At 61.9% G+C, this 21,449-nt stretch carries 17 protein-coding genes; 5 read left to right on the plus strand and 12 right to left on the minus strand.

The features are described from left to right. Positions 1-9 precede the first annotated feature (9 nt). The gene (locus B0E51_RS16160; RefSeq protein WP_077445907.1) at positions 10-438 is read left to right on the plus strand and encodes a CBS domain-containing protein; all 429 of its coding nucleotides are present in this window, start codon (positions 10-12) and stop codon (positions 436-438) included. Between the two features lie 22 nt (positions 439-460). On the opposite strand, the gene B0E51_RS16165 is transcribed toward B0E51_RS16160, so the two are convergent. The 3 genes from B0E51_RS16165 to B0E51_RS16175 all read right to left on the minus strand — a co-directional run bounded on the left by B0E51_RS16165 (position 461) and on the right by B0E51_RS16175 (position 4,584). After that, positions 461-1,726 (minus strand): MFS transporter, encoded by a 1,266-nt coding sequence (locus tag B0E51_RS16165; RefSeq protein WP_077445908.1) that lies wholly within the window; start codon positions 1,724-1,726, stop codon positions 461-463. A gap of 303 nt (positions 1,727-2,029) precedes the next feature. Further along, entirely contained in the window at positions 2,030-3,946 is a 1,917-nt protein-coding gene (locus tag B0E51_RS16170) for a M48 family metallopeptidase (protein ID WP_077445909.1), read from the minus strand. A gap of 50 nt (positions 3,947-3,996) precedes the next feature. Further along, positions 3,997-4,584 carry a LemA family protein gene (locus tag B0E51_RS16175; protein ID WP_077446072.1) on the minus strand — a complete coding sequence of 196 codons (588 nt, stop codon included), beginning with the start codon at positions 4,582-4,584 and terminating at the stop codon, positions 3,997-3,999. A gap of 55 nt (positions 4,585-4,639) precedes the next feature. Here B0E51_RS16175 and B0E51_RS16180 point away from each other — a divergent pair, with 55 nt between their 5' ends. Then, complete coding sequence (locus B0E51_RS16180; protein WP_077445910.1) at positions 4,640-5,920, plus strand: serine hydrolase domain-containing protein; 1,281 nt, start codon at positions 4,640-4,642, stop codon at positions 5,918-5,920. A gap of 103 nt (positions 5,921-6,023) precedes the next feature. On the opposite strand, the gene B0E51_RS16185 is transcribed toward B0E51_RS16180, so the two are convergent. From B0E51_RS16185 to B0E51_RS16205, 5 genes are all read right to left on the minus strand, one after another. Continuing rightward, positions 6,024-7,058 carry an energy transducer TonB gene (locus B0E51_RS16185; RefSeq protein WP_077445911.1) on the minus strand — a complete coding sequence of 345 codons (1,035 nt, stop codon included), beginning with the start codon at positions 7,056-7,058 and terminating at the stop codon, positions 6,024-6,026. 386 nt (positions 7,059-7,444) lie between these two features. Next, positions 7,445-8,026 (minus strand): met regulon transcriptional regulator MetJ, encoded by a 582-nt coding sequence (gene metJ / locus B0E51_RS19895; protein WP_343124672.1) that lies wholly within the window; start codon positions 8,024-8,026, stop codon positions 7,445-7,447. A gap of 630 nt (positions 8,027-8,656) precedes the next feature. Beyond that, positions 8,657-9,052, minus strand: coding sequence for a glycine cleavage system protein GcvH (gene gcvH, locus B0E51_RS16195; protein WP_077445913.1), 396 nt, complete (start codon positions 9,050-9,052; stop codon positions 8,657-8,659). 102 nt (positions 9,053-9,154) lie between these two features. Then, a complete protein-coding gene (gene gcvT, locus B0E51_RS16200) occupies positions 9,155-10,255 on the minus strand; it encodes a glycine cleavage system aminomethyltransferase GcvT (protein ID WP_077445914.1) in 1,101 nt (366 codons plus the stop codon). 93 nt (positions 10,256-10,348) lie between these two features. Continuing rightward, a complete protein-coding gene (locus tag B0E51_RS16205) occupies positions 10,349-11,746 on the minus strand; it encodes an amidase (protein WP_077445915.1) in 1,398 nt (465 codons plus the stop codon). Positions 11,747-11,925: 179 nt separating this feature from the next. On the opposite strand from B0E51_RS16205, the gene B0E51_RS16210 reads away from it, so the two are divergent. Beyond that, the gene (locus B0E51_RS16210) at positions 11,926-13,527 is read left to right on the plus strand and encodes an electron transfer flavoprotein-ubiquinone oxidoreductase (protein WP_077446073.1); all 1,602 of its coding nucleotides are present in this window, start codon (positions 11,926-11,928) and stop codon (positions 13,525-13,527) included. Positions 13,528-13,548: 21 nt separating this feature from the next. On the opposite strand, the gene B0E51_RS16215 is transcribed toward B0E51_RS16210, so the two are convergent. Both B0E51_RS16215 and B0E51_RS16220 read right to left on the minus strand, forming a co-directional pair. Then, a complete protein-coding gene (locus B0E51_RS16215) occupies positions 13,549-14,484 on the minus strand; it encodes a glycosyltransferase family 2 protein (RefSeq protein WP_077445916.1) in 936 nt (311 codons plus the stop codon). Continuing rightward, complete coding sequence (locus B0E51_RS16220) at positions 14,477-15,463, minus strand: glycosyltransferase family 2 protein (RefSeq protein ID WP_077445917.1); 987 nt, start codon at positions 15,461-15,463, stop codon at positions 14,477-14,479. Before B0E51_RS16220 ends, B0E51_RS16215 begins: the two co-directional genes overlap by 8 nt. 285 nt (positions 15,464-15,748) lie before the next feature. Between B0E51_RS16220 and B0E51_RS16225 the strand changes: the two genes are divergently transcribed. Together B0E51_RS16225 and B0E51_RS16230 are read left to right on the plus strand one after the other, a co-directional pair. Beyond that, positions 15,749-16,495: an electron transfer flavoprotein subunit beta/FixA family protein gene (locus B0E51_RS16225; protein WP_077445919.1), complete on the plus strand. Its 747-nt coding sequence runs from the start codon at positions 15,749-15,751 to the stop codon at positions 16,493-16,495. Between the two features lie 22 nt (positions 16,496-16,517). After that, positions 16,518-17,465, plus strand: a complete 948-nt coding sequence (locus tag B0E51_RS16230; RefSeq protein WP_077445921.1) for an FAD-binding protein — start codon at positions 16,518-16,520, stop codon at positions 17,463-17,465. 165 nt (positions 17,466-17,630) lie between these two features. Here the strand turns inward: B0E51_RS16230 and B0E51_RS16235 are convergent, their stop codons facing one another. Both B0E51_RS16235 and B0E51_RS16240 read right to left on the minus strand, forming a co-directional pair. Continuing rightward, positions 17,631-19,331 (minus strand): methyltransferase domain-containing protein, encoded by a 1,701-nt coding sequence (locus B0E51_RS16235; RefSeq protein ID WP_077445922.1) that lies wholly within the window; start codon positions 19,329-19,331, stop codon positions 17,631-17,633. 113 nt (positions 19,332-19,444) lie between these two features. Next, positions 19,445-21,253: an LTA synthase family protein gene (locus B0E51_RS16240; protein WP_168172662.1), complete on the minus strand. Its 1,809-nt coding sequence runs from the start codon at positions 21,251-21,253 to the stop codon at positions 19,445-19,447. Positions 21,254-21,449: the final 196 nt, after the last annotated feature.

Genomic DNA, 21,449 nt, shown 5'->3' on the forward strand with positions numbered 1-21,449 from the left:
GATCCAAGCATGAGCCAGGTCAAGCATCTGCTGGAAAGCAAGGGCAACACGATCTTCAGCATTGCGCCGGATGCACCGGTACTCGAAGCGATCAAGCGCATGGCCGAATACAGGGTCGGCGCGCTGCTGGTGATGCACGGCGAACGACTGGTCGGCGTGGTCTCGGAACGCGACTACGCACGCAAGGTGATCCTGCAGGGCCGCTCCTCGTCACAGACAGCCGTGTCCGACATCATGACCGGCGAACCACTGACCGTCAGTCCGGATACCGACGTGTTCGACTGCATGCGGTTGTGCACCGACAGCCGCATCCGCCATCTGCCGGTGGTACAGGCCAATGCGGTGGTCGGCGTGATCTCGATCGGCGATCTGGTCAAGGCCGTGATCGACGCGCAGGCCGAGCAGATCGAGCACCTGCAGCGCTACATCACCAGCTGAAGCAGAAGCGCCGAGGAGAGGGTCAGGCTGGCGACGCTTTGTCGGTTACTGCTCGCGCATGCTCGTCCGGTGCCAGATCAGGCGACCAGCCGGCGCGCCGGGCCACCACAGCTGCCAGCGCTGCGACACCGGCGCCCAGCAAGGCCAGCCCGCCGACACCCCAACCCAGCATGCGCAAACCACTGACGGCGCTGGTGACCACCACGTCGCCAAACCGCCACACCGCGGTCTCGACGAAATTCTTGCCCTTGTAACGCGTCTCGCGCGGCACCCGCGCATACAGCGCATCCACCGCGGGCTTGGTCATGCCGTAGGCGAAGCCGCGCGTGATCACCAGCATCACCGCCAGCAGCAGCGGTACGCTATAACCGAAGAACTGGATGTTGCCACCACCGATCAGCGCCACCCCGGCCAGCAAGGCCAGATTCACCAGCGATGGCAGGACCAGTCCCCAGCCGGCGCCACGACGCACCAGCAACCACGGCGTCACGCTCAGCTGCAGCGCCGCACCGAGCAGGTTGGTAGCGAGATCCAGGTCGTTGTAGAACGAAGTTCGCGCGACCGTGCTGATGAAATGCGCCTTGGCGTAGTCGGCCACCAGCGCATAGGCCAGCGTGCCGATGCCGTCGCCGAACAACATCAGCAAAGCCATGTAGCGCAGGAACGGCCGCGACCACAGCTCCCTGATGCCCGCCCACAGCGAACCGCCAATCGCCTCGTCACCACGACCACCCGCCTGCCGATCGTGCCTCGCGGAAAGTCGCAACAGCAGCACCAACGCCAGCGTCAACGCCAAGGCCGACACTACCAGCAGCGGCGCCACACCGATCAGCTGTACCAGCAGCTTGGTCACGAGCGGGCCGAAGATCGCTCCGGCCATGCCACCCAAGGCGATCAGTGAAAACACCCGCCGCGCCTGACCGCTATTGAAGATGTCGGCCATGAAGCTCCAGAACAGCGACACCACGAACAGGTTGAACACGCTGACCCAGACAAAGAACGCGACACCCAGCTCGCGCGCGCCGATACGATCCTGTTCCACAAACGCCGGCACGAAGGCGAGCAGGCACAGGATGAAAAAGCTGTAACTCCAGCCGAGTAGGCGTTTGCGCGGAAACCGTGCCACCAGCATGCCGAACACCGGCGTCAACAGCAGCATGACCGCGAAGACCGCGCCGTAGAACAACGGCAGCGACTGCGAACCGACGGCGCCACTCAGCTGATCCCTGACCGGCCGCACGATGTAGTACGAAGTCATCACGAAAAAGAACGCCAGCGCGGACAGCATCGGCGCGGTAGCTTGTTCCACTACAGTCTGGCGGGGCAAACTCACGGGCACATCCGGCGTGGGGCGCGGAAAGACTAGCATGCTCCTGTGGTTCACCCAGCGAAGCCGGGAATCGCGCGAGTAGCCGTCAGTACGTGATCGTCCGTGACGGTTCAACCGGCTGTGTTCCGTCCAACCGGCTCCGCGTGCATCTCAAGGCCGGCGAAGTGACTCCGAATCTGCTCACCTGCAACTCAATACACCGGCGATCATGCTGGCCGAGCGCGTGAGCGCCTGATCTTCGACGCGACTTGACCTGCGTTTCTACGCGCCGGACTGCGGCGGCAGCGGGCAGTGCAGGCTGGCGCAGATCACCCGCAGCAACTCGGTTTCTGCCGCGCTGATCACGCCATCGGCCCGGATTGCGCTGAGCAGGCTCAGTATCACGATCTCTTTCGCGGCAGGCATCAGGCCGTCGAGATCATCCAGCGCCCGCTCGAATGGCTGCTGCCAATCCAGCGATGGTGTTTGCCAGGTGGGCGCCACACCCGGAAAGGCCTGATCCATCGCCAGCAGCCATGCACGCCTTGCGGCGGCATCATCAGCGCTGCCGTAGGCGGCAACCACCGCGCAGACCAGCATGACGCTGTCGCGGCATGCGGGCAGCTTCTTCAGGCCATCCACCGGTGCCCGACGTGGCCGCATCGCCTCCAGCAACTGCACGCGCAGCAGGCGGGCCAGGCAGTACTCGTCCAGATCGACCTTGCTGTCCATGCCGACCAGCGCTTCGAGTGTGCTCAACAGAGTCTGTTGGCGCCCATCCGGCAGCTGCTTGAGTGCCGGAAAGGAAAGTGCGACCAGCGGCATGCGCACGACGGGAGACAGCGCCTCCACCTGGCTGGCGAGAGCAGTCACGGCATATTGCAGGTCATCGCCAAACGCATTGGCAATCGTTCGCCGTTGTTGCGCCTGCAGATCATCATGCGCCGACAAGGCCAACGCCAGTACCAGCGACAAGGCGGACTCCGGTTGCTGCGCTGCGCTGGTCAGCGTGGTCGGAATGCTCTGCTGCAAGGCCGCCGCATGCTCGAAGCTCCCCGTACCGACCTGACCTGGCTGCAACGATGCGACCGGCGTGCCGATCGCGCTGGTAGGCTGCAGCAGAGCAGCCCCTGCGGCAGCCGGTATGGCCGCCGCCGTGGTCTCTGAGCTCACGGCATCGCGAGCTGCCGGCGCGCTTCTCATGGACTCTGCCAGCCGCACCAGCTCCTCATTCTGGAAACCGGGCTCCAATACCCGGATCCGCTCTCGCAGTGGCGGATGGGTGGCATACCACGGGTCGTACGTGTCATCAGCCTCGCCGAACAACATGTGCGCCACTTCGTGCCGGTTACCCACCTGCAGTGCGGAGCCATCGTCGAGGACCGCGATTTTTTTCAGCGCACCGGCGATGCCTGCGGTCTGACGGGTGAACTGCACCGCCGAAGCATCGGCCAGCGATTCCCGCGAACGCGCTACGCCTGCCTGGATTAGCCGGCCGAAGAAGTAGCCGGTGTAACCGATCCCGAGCAGTGCCAGTGCGATCAACCCCTGCCTGCCGTCGTCGCCGCTCAGGCGGCCACTGCGACCACCACCGACCCACATCATCTGACGGCCGATGATCGCCAGCACCATGATGCCGAACAACAACCCCATCAGACGGATGTTCAGCCGCATGTCGCCATTCAACACGTGACTGAACTCGTGTGCGATCACCCCCTGCAACTCGTCACGACTGAGCTGGTCGATGCAGCCCTGGGTCACGCATATCGCTGCGTCGGATGGTGAGTATCCGGCAGCGAATGCATTGATGCCACGCTCGTCTTGCATCAGGTAGATATCCGGCACTGGCAAGCCCGAAGCGATCGCCACTTCCTCGATCACGTTGCGCAACTGGCGCAGCTGCGGATCACTGGTATCCGGAGATACCGGTACGGCGCCGACGCTTTCGGCTACCGACTTGCCTCCATCGGAAAGGCTGCGGATGCGGTACATCGAGCACAGCGCAATGAAGCCCACGACCACGATGCTGCTGATGACCCAGACCGACGGACTCAAACGATGATGATGACCCCAGATGAGCCACATCATCACCACGAGCACATCAGTCGCCGCGACGATGAAGAGCACCGCCAGCACGAACAGCACCACAAGAAACCGGGTGCTGCGGCGCACATGCGCCTGTTGGGCAAAAAAATCCATCGAATCTCCCCCTGGAGATCGCGCAATCTACATCGCGATGGCGCAAGTGATCAGCTGAAGGAAACCTTCGGCACGTCGCGTATGGCCGGATCCTCGACCTTCAACGGCTCGGCGGCGGCGAAGCCATAGCTGTTCGCCACGAACGACGCCGGAAACACTTCGCGACTGTTGTTGTAGGTCAGCACGGAGTCGTTATAGGCCTGCCGCGCAAACGCGACCCGGTTCTCGGTCGAGGTCAGTTCCTCGGAGAGCTGCATCATGGTCTGATTGGCCTTCAGATCCGGATAAGCCTCGCTGAGCGCGAACAAGCGTCCCAGACTCTGGGTCAAAGCATTTTCGCTGCCGGCGAGCTGTTGCATGGCACCCGGATCGCCAGGGTTGGCCTTGGCACCAGCCAGGCCGCTGACTGCCGCGTTGCGGGCCTGTATGACTTCTTCGAGGGTACCTCGTTCGTGCGCAAGGTAGCCCTTGGCGGTCTCCACCAGGTTGGGAATCAGGTCATGCCGGCGGGTCAGCTGCACATCGATCTGCGCAAAGGCATTTTTGTAGCCATTCCGCGAAGTGACCAGTCCGTTGTAGATCGACACGAAGTACAAGACAATCAGAACAACAACAATCAGAACAATGATCAGACCCATCGGTACATTCTCCACCCTGCGGCGCATCCCCACGCCGGAACCACGCCAGAATACCATGCCGTTTCGCAAGCTCTTTCCAGTGATCGCTGGTGTGTTCGGACTGACCTGTCTGCCAGTCTGCGCGGGCACTGCGGCACCGGTTCCGGTCTACAGGGTTGTCGTCACCGCGCAGACGCTACCGCCAGAGCGTATCCAGAGCACCTTGGCTGATTATCAGCATTGGCTGGATCAGCTAGCCGAACGCAATGCCGTTGCCGGGCTGGCCACGGCTGTGGTGGTCAACGACAAAGTGGTGTTCGAGCACACGCTCGGTTACGCCGATGCCGCCACCCAGCAACCTGTGACAGCGGATACCGTGTTCCGGCTCGCCTCGCTGTCCAAGGCTTTCGCCACCGCGATCACCGGCCTGCTGGTGGACGATGGCAAACTGAGCTGGGACACCAAGCTGGTCGACGTCCTGCCGTATTTCAAGCTCAAGGACATGCAAGCCGCTTCGGAAGCCACCGTGAGCGACATCCTGGGGCAGCGCCTTGGCTTGCCGCACAACACCTACGACAACATGCTCGAGGACGACATTCCCTACGAAGAGCTGGTGCGCAAACTTGACGAAGTCGACCTTGTCTGCGCCGTTGGCCAATGCTATGGCTACCAGAACGTCGCGTTCGGGATGATCGGCGACGTCGTGCTCGCACGTACTGGCGATTTCTTCTATCACCTGGTCGACAAGCGCATCTTCTACCCGCTGGGCATGACTACAGCGAGCTATGGCCGCGCCGCGCTGGAATCCAGCCAGAGCTGGGCGCGTCCGCATCGAGCCACCGGGCATGGCTGGGTACCGTTCGAGCCAAGCGAAACCTATTACCGCGTAGCACCCGCGGCTGGTGTCAACGCCAGCCTGCATGACATGGAAAAATGGCTGATCGCACAAATGGGCGGCCGCCAGGACGTGCTGCCCACATCGCTGCTTGACGAGCTGCACGCGCCCGGAGTCGCCACCCCGACCGAGCTGCACGCCACGCCGTGGCGCAGCGCTAGGCTGACTTCGGCGCACTATGCGCTGGGCTGGCGCGTCTATCAGTACGCCGGCGAGACCCTGATCTTTCATGCTGGCGCGGTAGCCGGCTATCGCACCATGATCGGCTTCTTTCCGAAATACCATGCAGGCGTGGTCACCTTGTGGAACTCGACCGGTCCGACGCCGAGCGGGCTGATGCCAATGGTGTTCGACAGTTTGCTCGGATTGCCGCACGTGGACTGGGCGGGTATCGAAAGCACCCCTCCCCTGCGCAAGACCTCCCCCAAGAAGAAACACCGCGCGACGCATCGCCAGAACTGAGCCTGTCCAACACAGCATCAACCGGACACGATGCGGCGCGCGCAATTTCCCAAATAGAAACGGCGCATGCATGCATGCGCCGTCTCCGTCCATACCGTGAAAATCAGAGGTTGAACTCGATCTTCTGCTGCTGCGTCGTGGAGACCGCCACACCACTCTTCATCGCAGGCTTGAAAACATAGCGGCGTACCGCATCCATGGCGGCACGATCAAACACGTGCTTGGGCTGTGCATCGACCACGTGGATGTCACCCGTGTGCCCATCTGGCCCGATCGAGAACGACACCACGACCCAACCACTCTGATGCGAACGCAGCGCTGACGCGGGATAGTCCGGTGCAACACCTTTCACCAGAGCCGCGTCACTGGTCTCGCCACCGGCATTGGCACCGGCTTCGGCTGTCGCACCTGCAGCTGCCGGCGTGGAACCTGCCGCTGATTGCGCAGCCTGCTGTGCAGTGCGCACCGGCTTCTCTTTCTGTTGCGTAGCCAACTGAGCCTTCTGCTGCTCGGCCAGCTGATCCGCGGCCAACTTGTCCGCTGCCGCCTTCTGCGCTGCCAGCTGCTGCGTCTTTTGCTGATCCAGCGTTTGCTGCTGCTCCTTGTCCAGCGTCTTGCGCTGGGCATCCAGCTTGGAGCGCAGGATGGTCAGGGTGAAATTGGTCGGATCAGCCTTGGCCAGCAGATCGATCTGACGCTGTGCCTCATTGAAGTCACGCGAGTTGATCGACTGCTCGGCCGAGTTGGCTGCGAACGGGAACGTCTCGCGCAGGGCATCCGAAGCCACCTTGTTGCCGGGATCCTTCACCAGCACCCGCAGGTAGAACTCGAAAGCGTTGTTTCCGGTCGGCGCCAGGTAACGCTGCTGATTCATGGCGGTGCGCGCCTCGGTCAGCAGCTGATTGACGTCCATCGCCGCCACATTCACCGGCGGTGGTGGCGCTGCTCGCGTCGCAGCGGACACCGGTGTGGACGGATGACCGCCCGAATCCGCCATCATCAGTTCCTGATGTGGCTTGATGATTAGGAACCAGGCAGCTACGACAAGCAGCCCGACGATGGCAACAATGGCAATGACCAGGGGCCTTATGGCACCTCGCGCATGCCGGCGCGTATCAAGTATGTATCGGGTATCCATGGTCTCTCGCTGAGTGTCGACAGATACCCGCGCTTTTTCCCCCTGTCGATCCAGGAGCGACGAGTCCCCGGACTCACCGCGGCGCGGATGTGCAAAAGGTAACCCCATTAGCCCAACACGGCAAATCGTGCGTGATTTCACGGCACGCGGCGAAAATTTGCTCCAGACGCCAGGGCGGCATGAAAAAGGATAAAGCCAGGCATTAAGTGACGGCTGGCGCGGTGGCCTGTTGCAGGGCCGGCGGGATTCTGTGACCCCGGAAACGAAGCGTCCCGGCCAGGCCGGGACGAAGGCTTCTCGAAGTGCTCTCCCCGCGCTGGGCACCGCGGGGAGAGAAGTCGATTACGTTTCTTGTTGGGTATTACGTGTCGCGTATTGCGTGTTGCTTACTTCTTGGCGGTCTTGGTGGCCTTCACCACCTTGGCCGGCGCAGCTTTCTTGGCAGCAGCTTTCTTGGCAGCCGGCTTCTTGGCGGCAACCTTCTTCACAGCAACTTTCTTGGCGGCCGCCGGCTTCTTGGCAGCAGCTTTCTTGGCGGCCGGCTTCTTGGCGGCAACCTTCTTCACGGCGGCTTTCTTGGCTGCCGGCTTCTTGGCGGCAACCTTCTTCACGGTGGCTTTCTTGGCGGCCTTCTTGGCGGCCGGTTTCTTTGCAGCGGATTTCTTGGCAGTGGCCATGGTTCGTCTCAGCTCCTCATCAGTTGGCAGTGGTTGCCCAGTAAAAGCGTGCAGGAACGCTTCAACCAACAAGTCGCTGTTGGTAGCGTGCCGAAGATTGTTCACTTGACGGTGGGTGCGCAAATCGGAAAGCCGCCGCAAAACATGCAGCGGAATCGAGACAGTGATCTTGCGTACTGCATTGGCTTTTTCACCGTGCTCGATATACGGCTTGATGAATTTCGTTGTCGCCATAAAGCGCGTTCCCCGTGATCTGTTGCGAAAGCTATCCCTGAAGATTTCAGCTGTCAATTGATTTTAGTCATGAAATCAAACCGCTCCACCGCCACCGATCCGGCAGGAACCCTGTCGCGACAAGGCTTTTGACAGATTCGACGCATATTAATATGGACGTCCATACGGCCATACAAATATTCACGAAAAAGCATAAAAAACCTCGAAACCCTTGCGCACCAAGGCTTTCAAGAGATTCATGTTATTTCCAGATGAAAAATTTCACTCAATGCCGGTCGCATATCGTCGACTCATTTCCAGTCGGTTTGCGCCGTACTTTTCAGATGAACGGAACACGACTGGGGCCAGTCGCTCATGCTTCCCGACATCGGCACAAAACGTCGCCCACAGGGGTCGACGCACTCAACTCGGAGCATCAACGAACAGTCGGAAGGCTTCTGCCGATCAGGCAACCGAAACAGATATTCCGTCGCGAGGACACTCTGACACTGCGCGCATTGCACGTCCGCACCAAGCTCGCTGCGTGCAGAAGGCATGATGAAAATTTGCCATCGCGCGTATCGATTCGCATCGATCCTGCGGCAGGACTACGTTGCGCGCACTTGGATCACGTGCCTTGAATGCATCCCCCGGAAACGTTACCGGCCGCACTGGGCGGCCGGTAACGTCACACAACCATCACCGACGTCAGTGATCGTCGTTCTCTACCAGTTCTTCATATTCGTTCGCATCGAGCAGCTCATCGAGTTCGGCGCGATCGCTCGGGCGTACCAGGAAGATCCAACCTGCACCGTAGGCATCTTCATTGATGGTTTCCGGCTTGTCGTTGAGCAGTTCGTTGACCTCGACCACCTCGCCGGATATCGGCGCGTAAATATCCGAGGCAGCCTTCACCGACTCCACCACGGCAGCGCCGGTACCCGCCTTCACGGCCGAACCGATTTCAGGCAGCTCGACATACACCAGGTCTCCGAGCTGGCCTTGTGCATGGTCGGAAATACCCACGCGAACCAGGCCATCGTCTTCGGCGCGGGCCCACTCGTGGGACTTGAGGAATTTCAGATCGCCAGGAATCTCGCTCATGATCGGGTCCAGTCGTTGTGTTCAGTTGAGGGTGCAAGCGGCGATTCTAGCCACATCCACCGTGGGGAAAAACGTGTCATGGATGACAACGCAGCAACTCGTTCAAATCCCTTCGCAGGGCTTGCCGTCGCGTACGAACGGATACTTGACCAGCCGCACCGGCACTTCGCGGCCGCGAATGTCGACACGCACGTCGCCCGCCGTGCCCGCTGGAATGCGCGCAAACGCCACCGCCTTGTTCAGGGTCGGCGCAAAACTGCCGGACAGGATCTCACCCTCACCGCTGGCGGTGAGAACCTTCTGGCCGTGACGCAGCACGCCCTTGTCGTCCAGCACCAGCCCGACCATCACGCGTGGCACGCCGGCCGCCTTCTGCTGCTCCAGTGCGGGACGACCGATGAACGCCCGGCCCTCATCCAGCGCAATCGTCCAGCCCAGGTTCGCCTCCCATGGCGATACCGTCTCGTCCATGTCCTGTCCATAAAGATTCATGCCGGCTTCCAGCCGCAGCGTGTCGCGCGCACCGAGGCCAGCCGGTGCGACGCCACTGGCAGCGAGCGCCTCCCACAAGGCGACAGCATGTTCGTCCGGCACGATGATCTCGAAACCATCCTCTCCGGTATAACCGGTGCGCGCGACAAACAGCGGCATGCCATGCGGCCCCTGGGCGGCGGCGGCGGCGAACTTGCCCAGCTTCTCGATGCGCGCGCGATCGACTTCATGCAACAGGCCGAGCACCTTCGCGCGGGCGCCCGGCCCCTGCACTGCGATCATCGCAAAGTCCGGACGCTCCTTTACCTCCACGCCGAACGCCTGCGCCTGCTGTTCGATCCACGCCAGGTCCTTCACGCGCGTGGATGCATTCACCACCAACCGGAAATGCGCCTCGTCGAAAAAATAGACGATCAAGTCGTCGATCACGCCACCCTGCTCGTTGAGCATGCACGAGTACAGCGCCTTGCCGGTGACTTTCAGCTTGTCGACGCTGTTGGCCAGCAGGTGGCGCAGGAACTCCCGCGTGCGGGGACCGTGCAAGTCGATCACCGTCATGTGCGAGACATCGAACATGCCCGCATCGCGGCGCACCGCATGATGCTCCTCGATCTGCGAGCCGTAGTTGATCGGCATGTCCCAGCCGCCAAAATCCACCATGCGCGCGCCAAGTGCACGATGGGTGGCGTTGAGTACGGTCTTCTCGGTCATCGCGGGGTCGCCTGGCGGGGAAAGACATGCATTATCGCTGCCGACCCGAGGCAATCCAAGCAATGCCGCAGCAGCGAGGCTAGTTGCCGCCAATCAGGCAATCACCGGATACCTCGGCTCGACATCCAGCGTTGCCGCACACACCGACGCCAGCTCGAGCAGACGCAAGTCGGAGCCACGTGCACCGACCAGTTGCAGACCGATCGGCAACCCATTGGGCAGGATGCCCATCGGCAGGCTGACGGCCGGACAGCCGGCCAGACTGGCAAAGCTGGTCAGGTCGGCCTGCGAATCGGGCACCGGCCCATCCAGCGGAAATGCACCCTGCGGCGTGGTCGGCAACACCAGTACGTCGACCTGGGCAAATAGCCGGCGCATCTTCAAGGTAGCGGCATCGAGTACGCGATCCGCCACGGCATAGTCAGCCGCGCTCTTGGCCGCCGCATAACCGAGCATGCCGCGGAAGCCCGCAGATACCGGATGCTCGGTATTGGCCAGATCGCCTGCGAAGGTGCCGAGCATCTCGGCCTCCATCAGCAACAGGCCAGCACGGCGGGTGCGTGCAAAGTCCCAGTCTGCGAAATCCACCGTGCGCCGATCACCCAGTGCGTGCGACAACTTGGCCAGGGCAGTCTCGAACACCTCGATCACATCCGGCTGCACGCCAACCGCTGCCAGATCCGGCAACAGGCCCGTGCGCAGGTTGCCTGGTTCCCAATCAGGCAACGCAAACGCGACCCGGCGCCGGCGTGATCGCGCATCATCGGCATCGTAGCCGGCCAGCACCTGCAGCAGCACGGTGAGGTCATCCGCACTGCGCGCCAGCAAACCGACCGCATCAAGACGCCGTGCTGCCGGCACCAGGCCACGCGCGGAGATCTCGCCATGCGTCGGCTTCAGTGCATAGACGCCGCAGTAGCTGGCGGGTATGCGGATGGAACCCAGACTGTCCGATCCCGCCGCCGCCACGGCCAGACCTGCCGCCACTGCGGCGGCGGCACCACCGGAGGAGCCACCGGCCGTGTAGCCGTGTCGATGCGGATTATGGGTTGCGCCAAAGTGCGGATTGTTGGTTGTCACCCCGAGTGCGCCCTCGTCCATGTTGGTCTTGCCGACCAGCACTGCGCCGGACGCCCGCAATCGCGCCACTACATGCGCGTCATCGCGCGCCGGCTTGCTGCGCCCCGGCAAACCGGCACGGGTCGGCCAGCCGGCCATGTCGAAATTGTCCTTCAAGGCCAGCGGGATGCCGTCGAGCCGTCCGATCACGCCGTCACGACGGCGCCGATCGGCCATATGAGCCTGTTCCTGCAACAGGCCCGAGTGCTGGTCGACATACGCATTGAGTTCGGGATTGAGCCGCTCGATCGCCTGCTGGTAGACGTCGGCCAGCGCCTGTGGTTGCACACGCCCCACCGCCAGCCAGTGCAGCAACTGGCATAGAGAAGCCCGACGCAGGTCGAGATCGGCGATCGGCGGCATCGAATTCATGGAAGCTCCTTGCAAGTTCCGGCGATTATCACCGCCTCGGGTGAAACTATTGCAAGCGGTAGCGCAGCACGCGTTGCCGCACGGCACGCGAAACCGGACAATGTCCGCCTGATCCATACCCTAACGCACGGCACCTGCCTGTTGCCTGTGCCTGCCCGTACCACATGCTGGAGTCCGCCATGAGCGAACGCGAAACAATGGAATACGACGTTGTCGTCGTCGGCGCCGGGCCGGCCGGGCTGTCGTTCGCGATCCGCCTCAAGCAGTTGAAGCCTGAAGTAACCGTATGCGTGATCGAGAAGGCCTCGACCATCGGTGCGCAGATCCTCTCCGGCGCGGTGATCGAGCCGCAGCCGCTGGACGCCTTGCTGCCAGGCTGGCGCGACCGGCCACCTCCCATTTGCGTGCCGGCTGGCGAGGACGAGTTCTGGCTGCTCAGCAAGACCGGCGGTCGCAAGCTGCCGGTACCGCCGGGCATGCATAACCACGGCAATTTCATCGTCTCGCTGGGCGCGATGTGCGCTTGGCTGGCACCGCAGGCCGAGGCGCTGGGCGTGGACGTGTTCCCCGGTTTCGCCGCCGCCGACACCATCCATGACGAGGACGGCTCGGTCGCCGGTGTGCGCATCGGCGACATGGGCGTGGCGAAGGACGGTTCGCACAAGCCCGGCTATACCGAAGGCATCGACATCAAGGCCAAGGTCACGGTGCTGGCCGAAGGCGCGCGCGGCAGCCTGACCAAGCAGCTGATCAAGCGCTTCGAGCTGGATCAGGCCAGCGACCCGCAGGGTTACTCGATCGGCATCAAGGAGCTGTGGCAGCTACCGGCCGGGCGCATCACGCCGGGCAAGATCGTGCACAGCTTCGGCTGGCCGGCGGACAACCATACCTACGGCGGCAGTTTTTTGTATCACCTGGACCAGGACCGGATCGCGCTCGGCTACGTCAGTGGACTCGACTACAGCGACCCGAACTATCAGCCGTGGGAGGCCTTCCAGCAGTGGAAGAACCACCCAATGATGAAATCACTGCTGGATGGCGGCACCATCCTCTCGGCCGGTGCGCGCGCCATCGTCACCGGCGGCTACCAGTCGCTGCCGAAGACCGAGATGCCTGGCGCACTGCTGATCGGCGACACCGCCGGCCTGCTCAACGTGCCCAAGATCAAGGGCACCCACCAGGCGATCAGGAGCGGCATGCTCGCCGCCGAACACCTGGTTGCGAACGAACTGCAGCCCGCCGGTTTCGACGCCAAGCTGCGTGGCTCCGAGGTGATGGCGGAGCTGAAGAAAGTCCGAAATATCAAGCCCGGCTTCAAGAAGGGCCTGTGGTTCGGCATGTTGAATGCGGCATGGGAAACGGTGACCGGCGGCATCTCACCGTGGACACTGAAGAACAAGGCCGACTGGTCCTCGCTGCACAAGCTTGGTGCGCAGGAAGAGCCGAAGCGCGACTACGTGCAACGCACGCTGGCTCCCCGCGATCGCCTCGCCGGCGTCTACTTCGCCGCCACCGAGCACGACGAGGACCAGCCGATCCACCTGCACGTCGCCGATACCTCGGTCTGCGTGACCAAGTGCGCCGAGGAATACGGCAATCCCTGCACCCGTTTCTGTCCGGCGAATGTCTACGAAATCGTGCAGGACGAAGCCGGCAAGCGCCTGCAGGTCAATGCCGCCAACTGCGTGCACTGCAAGACCTGCGATATCAAGGACCCCTACCAGATCATCAACTGGGTAACGCCGGAAGGCGGCTCGGGACCGAATTACCAGAACCTGTAAGTCACGGCGTCGGGCACGAACTCAATCGTGCCCGGACAAATCGGCCGGGCACGCCCCCCGCTGCCCGCGCCAGCCATCATGCAAACCGCGCAGCATGCAGCGCAGGTTGTGCAGCCGCGGTCCGATCAGCACGCCGAACAGGAACAGCTTGGCCAGCACGCGCGGCACGTCCTGGGCAACCCAGACCCACGGCGTATGCGGCATCCGATACAGCAGCAAGCGGTTGCGCATCATGTAGTAAAGCCGCAGCGACCCATGCACCACGACCTGGCCGATGCCGAAAGGCAGCGCACGACGGGCATCGCCCAGCCGATGATGCATCGTTGCCGCGCATACGCCATACAAGGCATAACCTTTTGCGCGTGCGCGAAAACCCCATTCCAGGTCCACGTTGTCGATGAACAGGCTCTCATCCATCGGGCCGACCCGGTCAAGCACATCCAGCGGAATCAGCGTTCCCGAGCTGATCAGGAAATCGCAGGCGACGTGCTGCATGTCGCTTGCACACCACAGCTTGCGATTCAGCGGAAAACCGATGCGCACGAAGGGTGCGTCGCGATCCTCGCGCAAGTCATGGAAGCGCGGCCCCACCGCGGCCACCCGGTTCGTCGCCAATGCCTGCAGCACCTGCAGCAGTGACGCCACCATGCCGGCGCCCGGTTCGCTGTCCTGATCCAGCAGCAGCACATGGCGATATCCGTGCGAGCGCGCCCAGGCGATGCCGATGTTCTGCGCAGCCGCCAGCCCGAGGTTGTGCGGCTGCACCAGCAGTGCCCCGCCCCGGTGCGACAGGCTCTCGGCCAATGCCGGCTGCCAGTCGCCCACGCTGGCATTGTCGACCAGCACCACGGCGCCGACCTGCATTGCCGCCTTGTCGACCAGATTCGAGATCGCGGAGGGTTCGGGGTGATAGCTCACGATCACCGCGCAGACGTCGGTCATGGATGACTCAGTCATGGCGCAGCAGATCCCGCAATACGGAACGACCACCGGTTCCGTATAAACGATAACAACCCTCCCGCGCCTCATGCAGAACCGGCAGCAGCCGCCGCAGCCTTGGCAATCGACCGATCGCGACACGCCGCTCGAAGTGGGATCGCTTGTGCCGAATCTGCGCGGCACGCTCGGTGCCCTCATGGAATCCCGCTCGCGCAAGAAATTCCTCAAGCCGTTGCAGCCGCCCTGCTTCATCGAACAGCAGCTGGCCACGCGGAAGCAGGAGGTCACGCCATTTCATCGCCAGCGTGCGCCGGCGCATGCCAATCTGATTGGCATCGTGCTGGCGGTAGTCGATCAACGGCTCGTCGATGAAATCGACGCGGCCTGACGCGGCCGCCACCGCGGTCAGCCATTCGTCGTGAATCCAGTCCTGCGCTACCGGCAACGCCAGCTCGACCAGTTCACGCCTCAATGCGGCAGTGGCTCCCGTCACGAAGCTGCGCCGCAGCACCACCTCGAAAGCGCGATCCGCATGGATCGCCTGCTTTTCTTCCGCTGTCAGCTGCAAGGCATCGAACAGCGAACACCCTAGGGACTCGCCATCCGCATCCACCAGACGCGCATCGCTGTGCAGCAGCAACAGGGATGGATCGGCCTGAAAGCGCTCGGCCATTCTGGCCAGCTTGTCGGTTCGCCAGACATCATCCTGATCACACAGGAACAGCACGTCACCGCCAGCCTGCCGCAATCCCGCTGAAAAATTCCCGACGTAGCCAAGGTTGGCCGGATTGCGTCGCAGCTGTACCTCGATGCCGGCATGCCGCGCACGTTCGGCAAACCGCTCCAGGATGTCCGCAGTGGCATCGGTCGAGCCGTCGTCGCCGATCACGATTTCGTCGGGTAGCCGGGTCTGCGCCAGCAGGCTGTCCAGCTGCGGCTGCAGGTAGGTGGCCCCGTTGTAAGTGCAGATCACGATGGAAAAGCGGGGTTGCGTCATGGTCACTCGTTGCTGCGGATAGCCAGGCCGTCACGTGACGCCATCGATATGAACCGTGCCGGCCGTTACCGGCCATCGCCCTCCGGCACACGGCACGAATCCATTCGCCTCAATTCTCATGCCAGACGGCGTCACATCATACTGAAATGATCGCCCCGGGCCCGCCATGGCGCGATCTCACGATGAATACAGGCCACTCCCGAGCCATGATGCCGGCTCGGGTTAGAATAGTGCGCTGCTTCATTACCGCATGCGCCCCACAGGCGCCCGTAGAAGGAATCGTTGATGAAAATTCTGGTCGGCTACAAGCGCGTGGTGGATTACAACGTGCGTATCCAGGTCAAGCCCGACGGCACCGGCGTGGTGACCGATGGCGTCAAGCTGTCCGCCAACCCGTTCGATGACATCGCACTGGAAGAGGCACTGCGCCTGCGCGAGAAAGGTGTGGCCACGGAAGTCGTGGTGGTCGGCATCGGTCCGGCCGATCTTACCGCCCACCTGCGCAATGGCCTGGCGATGGGTGCCAACCGCGCGATCCACGTCGTCACTGCCGACGCGGTACAACCACTGACCGCGGCGCGCGTGTTCCTCAAGCTGATCGAGAAGGAACAGCCGGGGCTGGTGGTCCTGGGCAAGCAGGCTATCGACGACGACGCCAACCAGACCGGCCAGATGCTGGCCGCGCTGTGGGATCGTCCACAGGCCACCTTCGCCAGCAAGGTCGAGATCACTGACGGCAAGGCCACGGTGACCCGCGAAGTCGATGCCGGACTGGAAGTGATCGAGGCCGAATTGCCGGCGGTGATCACTACCGATCTGCGCCTGAACGAGCCGCGCTTCATCAAGCTGCCCGACATCATGAAGGCGAAGTCCAAGCCGATCGACAGCATCGAACTCGGTTCGCTCGGTGTCGAGGCACACGATCATCTGAAGACCACGCACTACGCGGCGCCGGCCAAGCGCAGCAAGGGCGTGATGGTGAAGGATGCCGCCGAACTGGTCGCGGCGCTGAAGCAGAAGGGTCTGCTCTAAGCAGCCGCACGGGAGACTTCGTATGAGCAAGATTCTGGTCATCGCCGAACATCTGGGCGACAAACTCAATTCCTCCACCGCACGCGCCGTGAGCGCCGCCGCGGCCGTCAAGCCCGACACCATCGACGTACTGGTGCTGTCCGATGCACCTGATGCGATCGCCGCCGAGGCGGCAAAGATCGACGGTGTGAGCCGGGTGCTTACCGTCGCCAGGCCCGAGAACGTGCATGCACTGGCCGCCGTGCTGGCCCCGCAGATCGCCAAGGCCGCCGCTGGCTACAGCCACGTATTCGTGCCATCCACCACGTTCGGCAAGGACGTCGCCCCGCGCGTCGCCGCCCTGCTGGGCGTGGCCCAGGTCAGCGACGTGATGAGCGTGGAAGCCGCGCACAGCTTCAAGCGCCCGATCTACGCCGGCAACGCGATCATCACGGTCGAGGCCGACGCGAACCACACCGTGGTCGCCACGATCCGTTCCGCCTCATGGGCTGCCGCAGGCAATGCCGCCAGCAGCGCACCCATCGAGGCACTGGCCATCGATAACGTGACGCTGCCCACACACACCCGCTTCGTCGAACTGAAGCAGGGCAGCAGCGATCGCCCGGACCTGCAGAGCGCCGGCAAGGTAGTCTCCGGTGGTCGCGGTGTCGGCTCGAAGGAAAACTTCGAGATCATCTACAAGTTCGCCGACCGGATCGGCGCTGCCGTCGGCGCTTCGCGAGCTGCGGTCGACGCCGGTTATGTGCCGAGCGAGATGCAAGTCGGCCAGACCGGCAAGATCATCGCCCCTGAGCTGTACATGGCGATCGGCATTTCCGGCGCGATCCAGCACCTCACCGGCATCAAGGACGCCGGCACCATCGTGGCGATCAACAAGGACGGCGAGGCGCCGATCTTCGAGATTGCCGACATCGGTCTGGTCGGCGACCTTTTCAAGCTGATCCCGGAGCTGGAGCAGGCACTGGGCTGAACAAACCTCTGCACATGCTGACGGCAACAGGAGTGGTCAATGCGGCCACTCTTGTTGGGGTTCAATTCGCAGGACATCCCAATCGGTATTCGCAGCGCCTGACTGCTTGAACTTCAAGTGATCCGCCTTGCATCGTCCCATGGCATGTCATCACCGCAATCCGCTTCATGTGTGGCTTTCCTTGAAAAGTCCCGCCAGTCCTGCCCATTTGCTTTGATAGACAGCGTGCATTTCCGTGCTGCGCCCTCCCTGCGCCCAATGCATGGCTTCTTCCACTGCTGCCTGCATGAGCAGCTCCCGGTCGGCCTGATCGTCAAGATTGAAGTTGGCGGCATAGGCTACGTCTGCCAATCGCCACAGGAATGCATTGCGCAAGTAACAGCTTACCGGCAGGAAGTGCCGGTCAAGCTGGTCGATGATGTCCTGGCTGCGGATACCCTCGAAGCATCCCGCGGAGAAGTCGACATCCGGGACGCTCTCATCCACCTTGCCCGTATTGTGGTTATTGCGCTTGTCTTCCGGCCATGTGGAGAAAATGCTGTTCGCGATCTCCAGAGCCTCGGGCCATAACCGGTTGCCGTTGCGTCCGACCTGTTCGCCAATCAACCAGAATTCGCCACCGGGTAGCAGTATCTCGGCGATAGCTGCCAGCACGCGTTCCAGTTCGACGAGATGGTGCAGGCCCGAGGTAATGTTCACGACATCGAACTGTCCCAATTGCGGACCAATGTCGTTGGCGTCACCCAGTACCCTATCCACCGTCACCACGGCAGGCATATGCATCACCGCCTGGTCGAGCAGGCTTGCATTGACGTCGACGATGCACAGCTCTACCGGCACATTGGCTGCTGCCAGAATACCCCCTTCGATGGCTGCCTCACCCGCGCAAAGTGCGAGCATCCGCAGTGGCCGACCTGCCTTCCGCGCCGACATGGCCCGCATGCGCCCGGGGAAGTCCGGCGGCTGTACGGGAATCGCCATGGCGAGCATCCGGTTGGCATAAGCAAAAGCGTTTTCACCCGTAGTTGGCTGCACTTCACGCAGACGTGCGGCCAGGGCTTCGCGCATCGCCGTTTTGGCTGCATGATCTGCGGGGCGGGGCGGCAGCGCACGCGGCGGACTGCTTCCCACGGTACTGACCCGACGATCCTTATGGCGGTCGCGATAGAAATCGTTGGAATACACCTGATTGAAATGTGCTATCTCATTTTTCAGGCGCCAGGCATGATGCGTACGTGCGCGCAACAGATCAAACTCGTTACGCGAGCAGACCACCAGGCCCAGCAGCCCCAACAAGTCGTCGTCACCCCGGCCTTGTGGGCCAGCACCGCACCGGATCTCGATTCGCAACAGGCTCCCCACCGTCACTGGCAGATCGATGGTCAGCTCACGCAGACTGGCTCCTGTCTGCGAATTGTCCAGTCGCTGAGTCATCAGCAGCTGCATTTCCTTGCCATCACGCCCGCACCATATTTCCACGTCGAGCCCGTCGTCGCTGATTTGTGGAACGGCACGGGCACAGCGTATCCACAGAATCGGCTCATGCGGCGCAATGACCACCGGCAATTGGAAGTGTTCGCCAGCCCGCATGACGAGACCTCGTTCGCGCTGGGGCATATGCTGGAACTCTGTCCAGCGATCCGTTACCGGTGCCTCAAAATCCAAGGATGGCTTGGGGCCTCCCTGCGGGCCATGGATGACTCGCCGCAGAAACCCGAATGCTCGGCGCATGAATCGCCAAGGGCCGCTTCGACTGATGCCTTCGGCAAGCGTATTGAGCTGTCGCTTTCCTGCGAACACCCTGGGCTCGGCGGACTCGGCCAGAGGGTTCGTACCATCCTCGTCCAGCACAAACGAAGTAACCATCCACCCGCTCCATTGCGATCTCGTGAAGGAACCTTACAGTCTCGCCAGTGAATACAGGGTTGATTCAAGATCGTATGTCAGGCTTCAGGCGCAAATTCTGTCGCCCGCTGCGCTCACTTGCCGGCTGCAGTGACTGAAGAAAACACTTGCCGCTTGCACTTGCCCGTCGCGCTGAGCTTGTGGCCGCAGCTTACTTCCAATAAAGCAGCGTTGAATTGCAGCTGCCGATATTGCTCGGTGTGCTGAAAATGATCCCGTTCCCAGTCCTGCCGGATGGTGGATGCAAGCGCAAGATAACCGTCTTCGGGTAACCCCACCGTATCGAACAGCAACTCCGGCAACTGGTAGGAACTGAGGTCTAGCTGGCGCGGGTTCTGCGGGTCGAGTGGCCGATTGCTGAGCAACATGTAGCGGGTATGCTCTTCGCCTTCGGACCTCCCGTCATCGAAGCCCAGGTCTTTGAAGGCTGCGTCGAGTGCTGGCAGATGATCGCCATAGAACAGCAGGATCGTCCATCGGGGACGCGCAAGCAGACGTTGCGCAAAATCACCCAGAGCCGCATCACCATTGACCAGATGGGAGAGGTAATACGTCATCTCCTTCGTGCCCGCCGCCGACAGACCGGATGGCAACGGGTGGCCATTCAGTACTTCGGTTAGCGAACCAGCGTCGTAATCCCAGGGCCCGTGATTCTCCATGGTGATCACCATCGCATACTGCGCACCGCTGTTGCCTTCGTCAAAATGCGCAAGTACGAAATCGAAGAGCGCGTGGTCCGACACGAATTCACCTGCGTGCGCTGCGCCCGAAAAATTCTTCTCGTAATAAGTCCGCTGGAACCCGAGTTCAGGCATGACTTCCGCGCGATTCCAGAAGCCGGCGCGAAATGGATGAAACAGTGTCGTCGAGTAGCCGAACGCTTCCAGCCTGCGCGGCACTGTTGGCATCCACCCACTGGCCAGTCCGTAATACGGATACTGGATCGAAGGAAATGCCTGCATCGGATAGCCTGTAAGCGTTTCGAATTCTGTACGGATCGTGCCGCCGCCATAGGTGGGAGTCGTCAGACTGCCGCTGATCCCGGTAGCTGCCAGGCGTTCGAAATTAGGCACGTATTGGCCATAGTCGATATTCTTCAACGGGCCAGGATCGAAGAAAGCCTCGCTCTGCACAACTACGATATCGGGAAGCTCCAGGGGGAGTTTCCGCATCCTGCGCATATCCAGATCGCCTGCATGGCTCTGTGCGAAGTGAGCAACGAGTTGCTTGTCGGCTTGCGGGATGCTGATTCGCGATTCCTGCGACGTCCGTACCATCCCGGCCATGAAGCCGGTCTGCTGCACGCTCAGAATGGGATCCCACTGCTGGAATCCGGCAAGCGCTTCATCGCCGTAGACTTTCGGCCAAAAGCCATCACCTTGATACATGGTGAAAAGCGCCGCTGACGACAACAGTATCCACACCGCACGACTGGTTGCTCGCGGGCGTTGCCAGCGCTTTTCGGCCCACCAGATGGTGCCCATGAGCATGGCAAACAATAGTGCTGCCAGCGATAGCAGAACGAGGCGATATCCCGTGTAATGCGCAAAAAAGCCCATGTTGTGCAGGACCTGATGCACCAGCACCAGATCGCCTGGCAGCAAAGGCGCATTCATGTTCAATTCCTTGACTGCGTTCACGTTGAACACCAGCCAAGTGATTCCGCTCCCCAACCCGAGGGAAAGCAGAAGACGGCCGCACAGGCCATATATCAACAGAATGAACAGCGCGATGGGCAATGCATTGCGCCAGACCAGCCCAGGCTGAAGCGCCATGGTCAAGGACGAATCCAGCCGCACCACCATCACGATGCTGAGCAGGGCTATGATCAAAAGACGCGCACAGGTCGCCCATGCGCTGCTGCCGCTGAATATGGCGCGCATGGCGCTGCTGATCTGTTGCCCCGATATCATCTGCTCAGCCCCTTCGGTGTACTACCCTCCCCCGGTCGCAGGGCAAAGGGTTCGCTTTTTGACGGTAGCCACCCACGCATCTCATGAAGCGGAGCGCCATCAACACCCATTGGCCCATCGAGCATGCACGGCTCGGAAACGGCGCAACCCCGCTGTGACAACACGG

Source organism: Rhodanobacter sp. C05, from assembly GCF_002001165.1.
Classification (GTDB): domain Bacteria; phylum Pseudomonadota; class Gammaproteobacteria; order Xanthomonadales; family Rhodanobacteraceae; genus Rhodanobacter.

Coding starts and splice junctions, on each gene's coding strand:
- B0E51_RS16160 (WP_077445907.1), top strand. CDS start 10: ATGAGCCAGGTCAAGCATCTGCTGGAAAGCAAGGGCAACACGATCTTC.
- B0E51_RS16205 (WP_077445915.1), bottom strand. CDS start 11,746: ATGAATTCGATGCCGCCGATCGCCGATCTCGACCTGCGTCGGGCTTCT.
- B0E51_RS16180 (WP_077445910.1), top strand. CDS start 4,640: ATGCCGTTTCGCAAGCTCTTTCCAGTGATCGCTGGTGTGTTCGGACTG.
- B0E51_RS16170 (WP_077445909.1), bottom strand. CDS start 3,946: ATGGATTTTTTTGCCCAACAGGCGCATGTGCGCCGCAGCACCCGGTTT.
- B0E51_RS16235 (WP_077445922.1), bottom strand. CDS start 19,331: ATGGTTACTTCGTTTGTGCTGGACGAGGATGGTACGAACCCTCTGGCC.
- gcvH (WP_077445913.1), bottom strand. CDS start 9,052: ATGAGCGAGATTCCTGGCGATCTGAAATTCCTCAAGTCCCACGAGTGG.
- B0E51_RS16215 (WP_077445916.1), bottom strand. CDS start 14,484: ATGACTGAGTCATCCATGACCGACGTCTGCGCGGTGATCGTGAGCTAT.
- gcvT (WP_077445914.1), bottom strand. CDS start 10,255: ATGACCGAGAAGACCGTACTCAACGCCACCCATCGTGCACTTGGCGCG.
- B0E51_RS16175 (WP_077446072.1), bottom strand. CDS start 4,584: ATGGGTCTGATCATTGTTCTGATTGTTGTTGTTCTGATTGTCTTGTAC.
- B0E51_RS16165 (WP_077445908.1), bottom strand. CDS start 1,726: ATGCTGTCCGCGCTGGCGTTCTTTTTCGTGATGACTTCGTACTACATC.
- B0E51_RS16220 (WP_077445917.1), bottom strand. CDS start 15,463: ATGACGCAACCCCGCTTTTCCATCGTGATCTGCACTTACAACGGGGCC.
- B0E51_RS16230 (WP_077445921.1), top strand. CDS start 16,518: ATGAGCAAGATTCTGGTCATCGCCGAACATCTGGGCGACAAACTCAAT.
- B0E51_RS16185 (WP_077445911.1), bottom strand. CDS start 7,058: ATGGATACCCGATACATACTTGATACGCGCCGGCATGCGCGAGGTGCC.
- B0E51_RS16225 (WP_077445919.1), top strand. CDS start 15,749: ATGAAAATTCTGGTCGGCTACAAGCGCGTGGTGGATTACAACGTGCGT.
- B0E51_RS16240 (WP_168172662.1), bottom strand. CDS start 21,253: ATGCGCGCCATATTCAGCGGCAGCAGCGCATGGGCGACCTGTGCGCGT.
- B0E51_RS16210 (WP_077446073.1), top strand. CDS start 11,926: ATGAGCGAACGCGAAACAATGGAATACGACGTTGTCGTCGTCGGCGCC.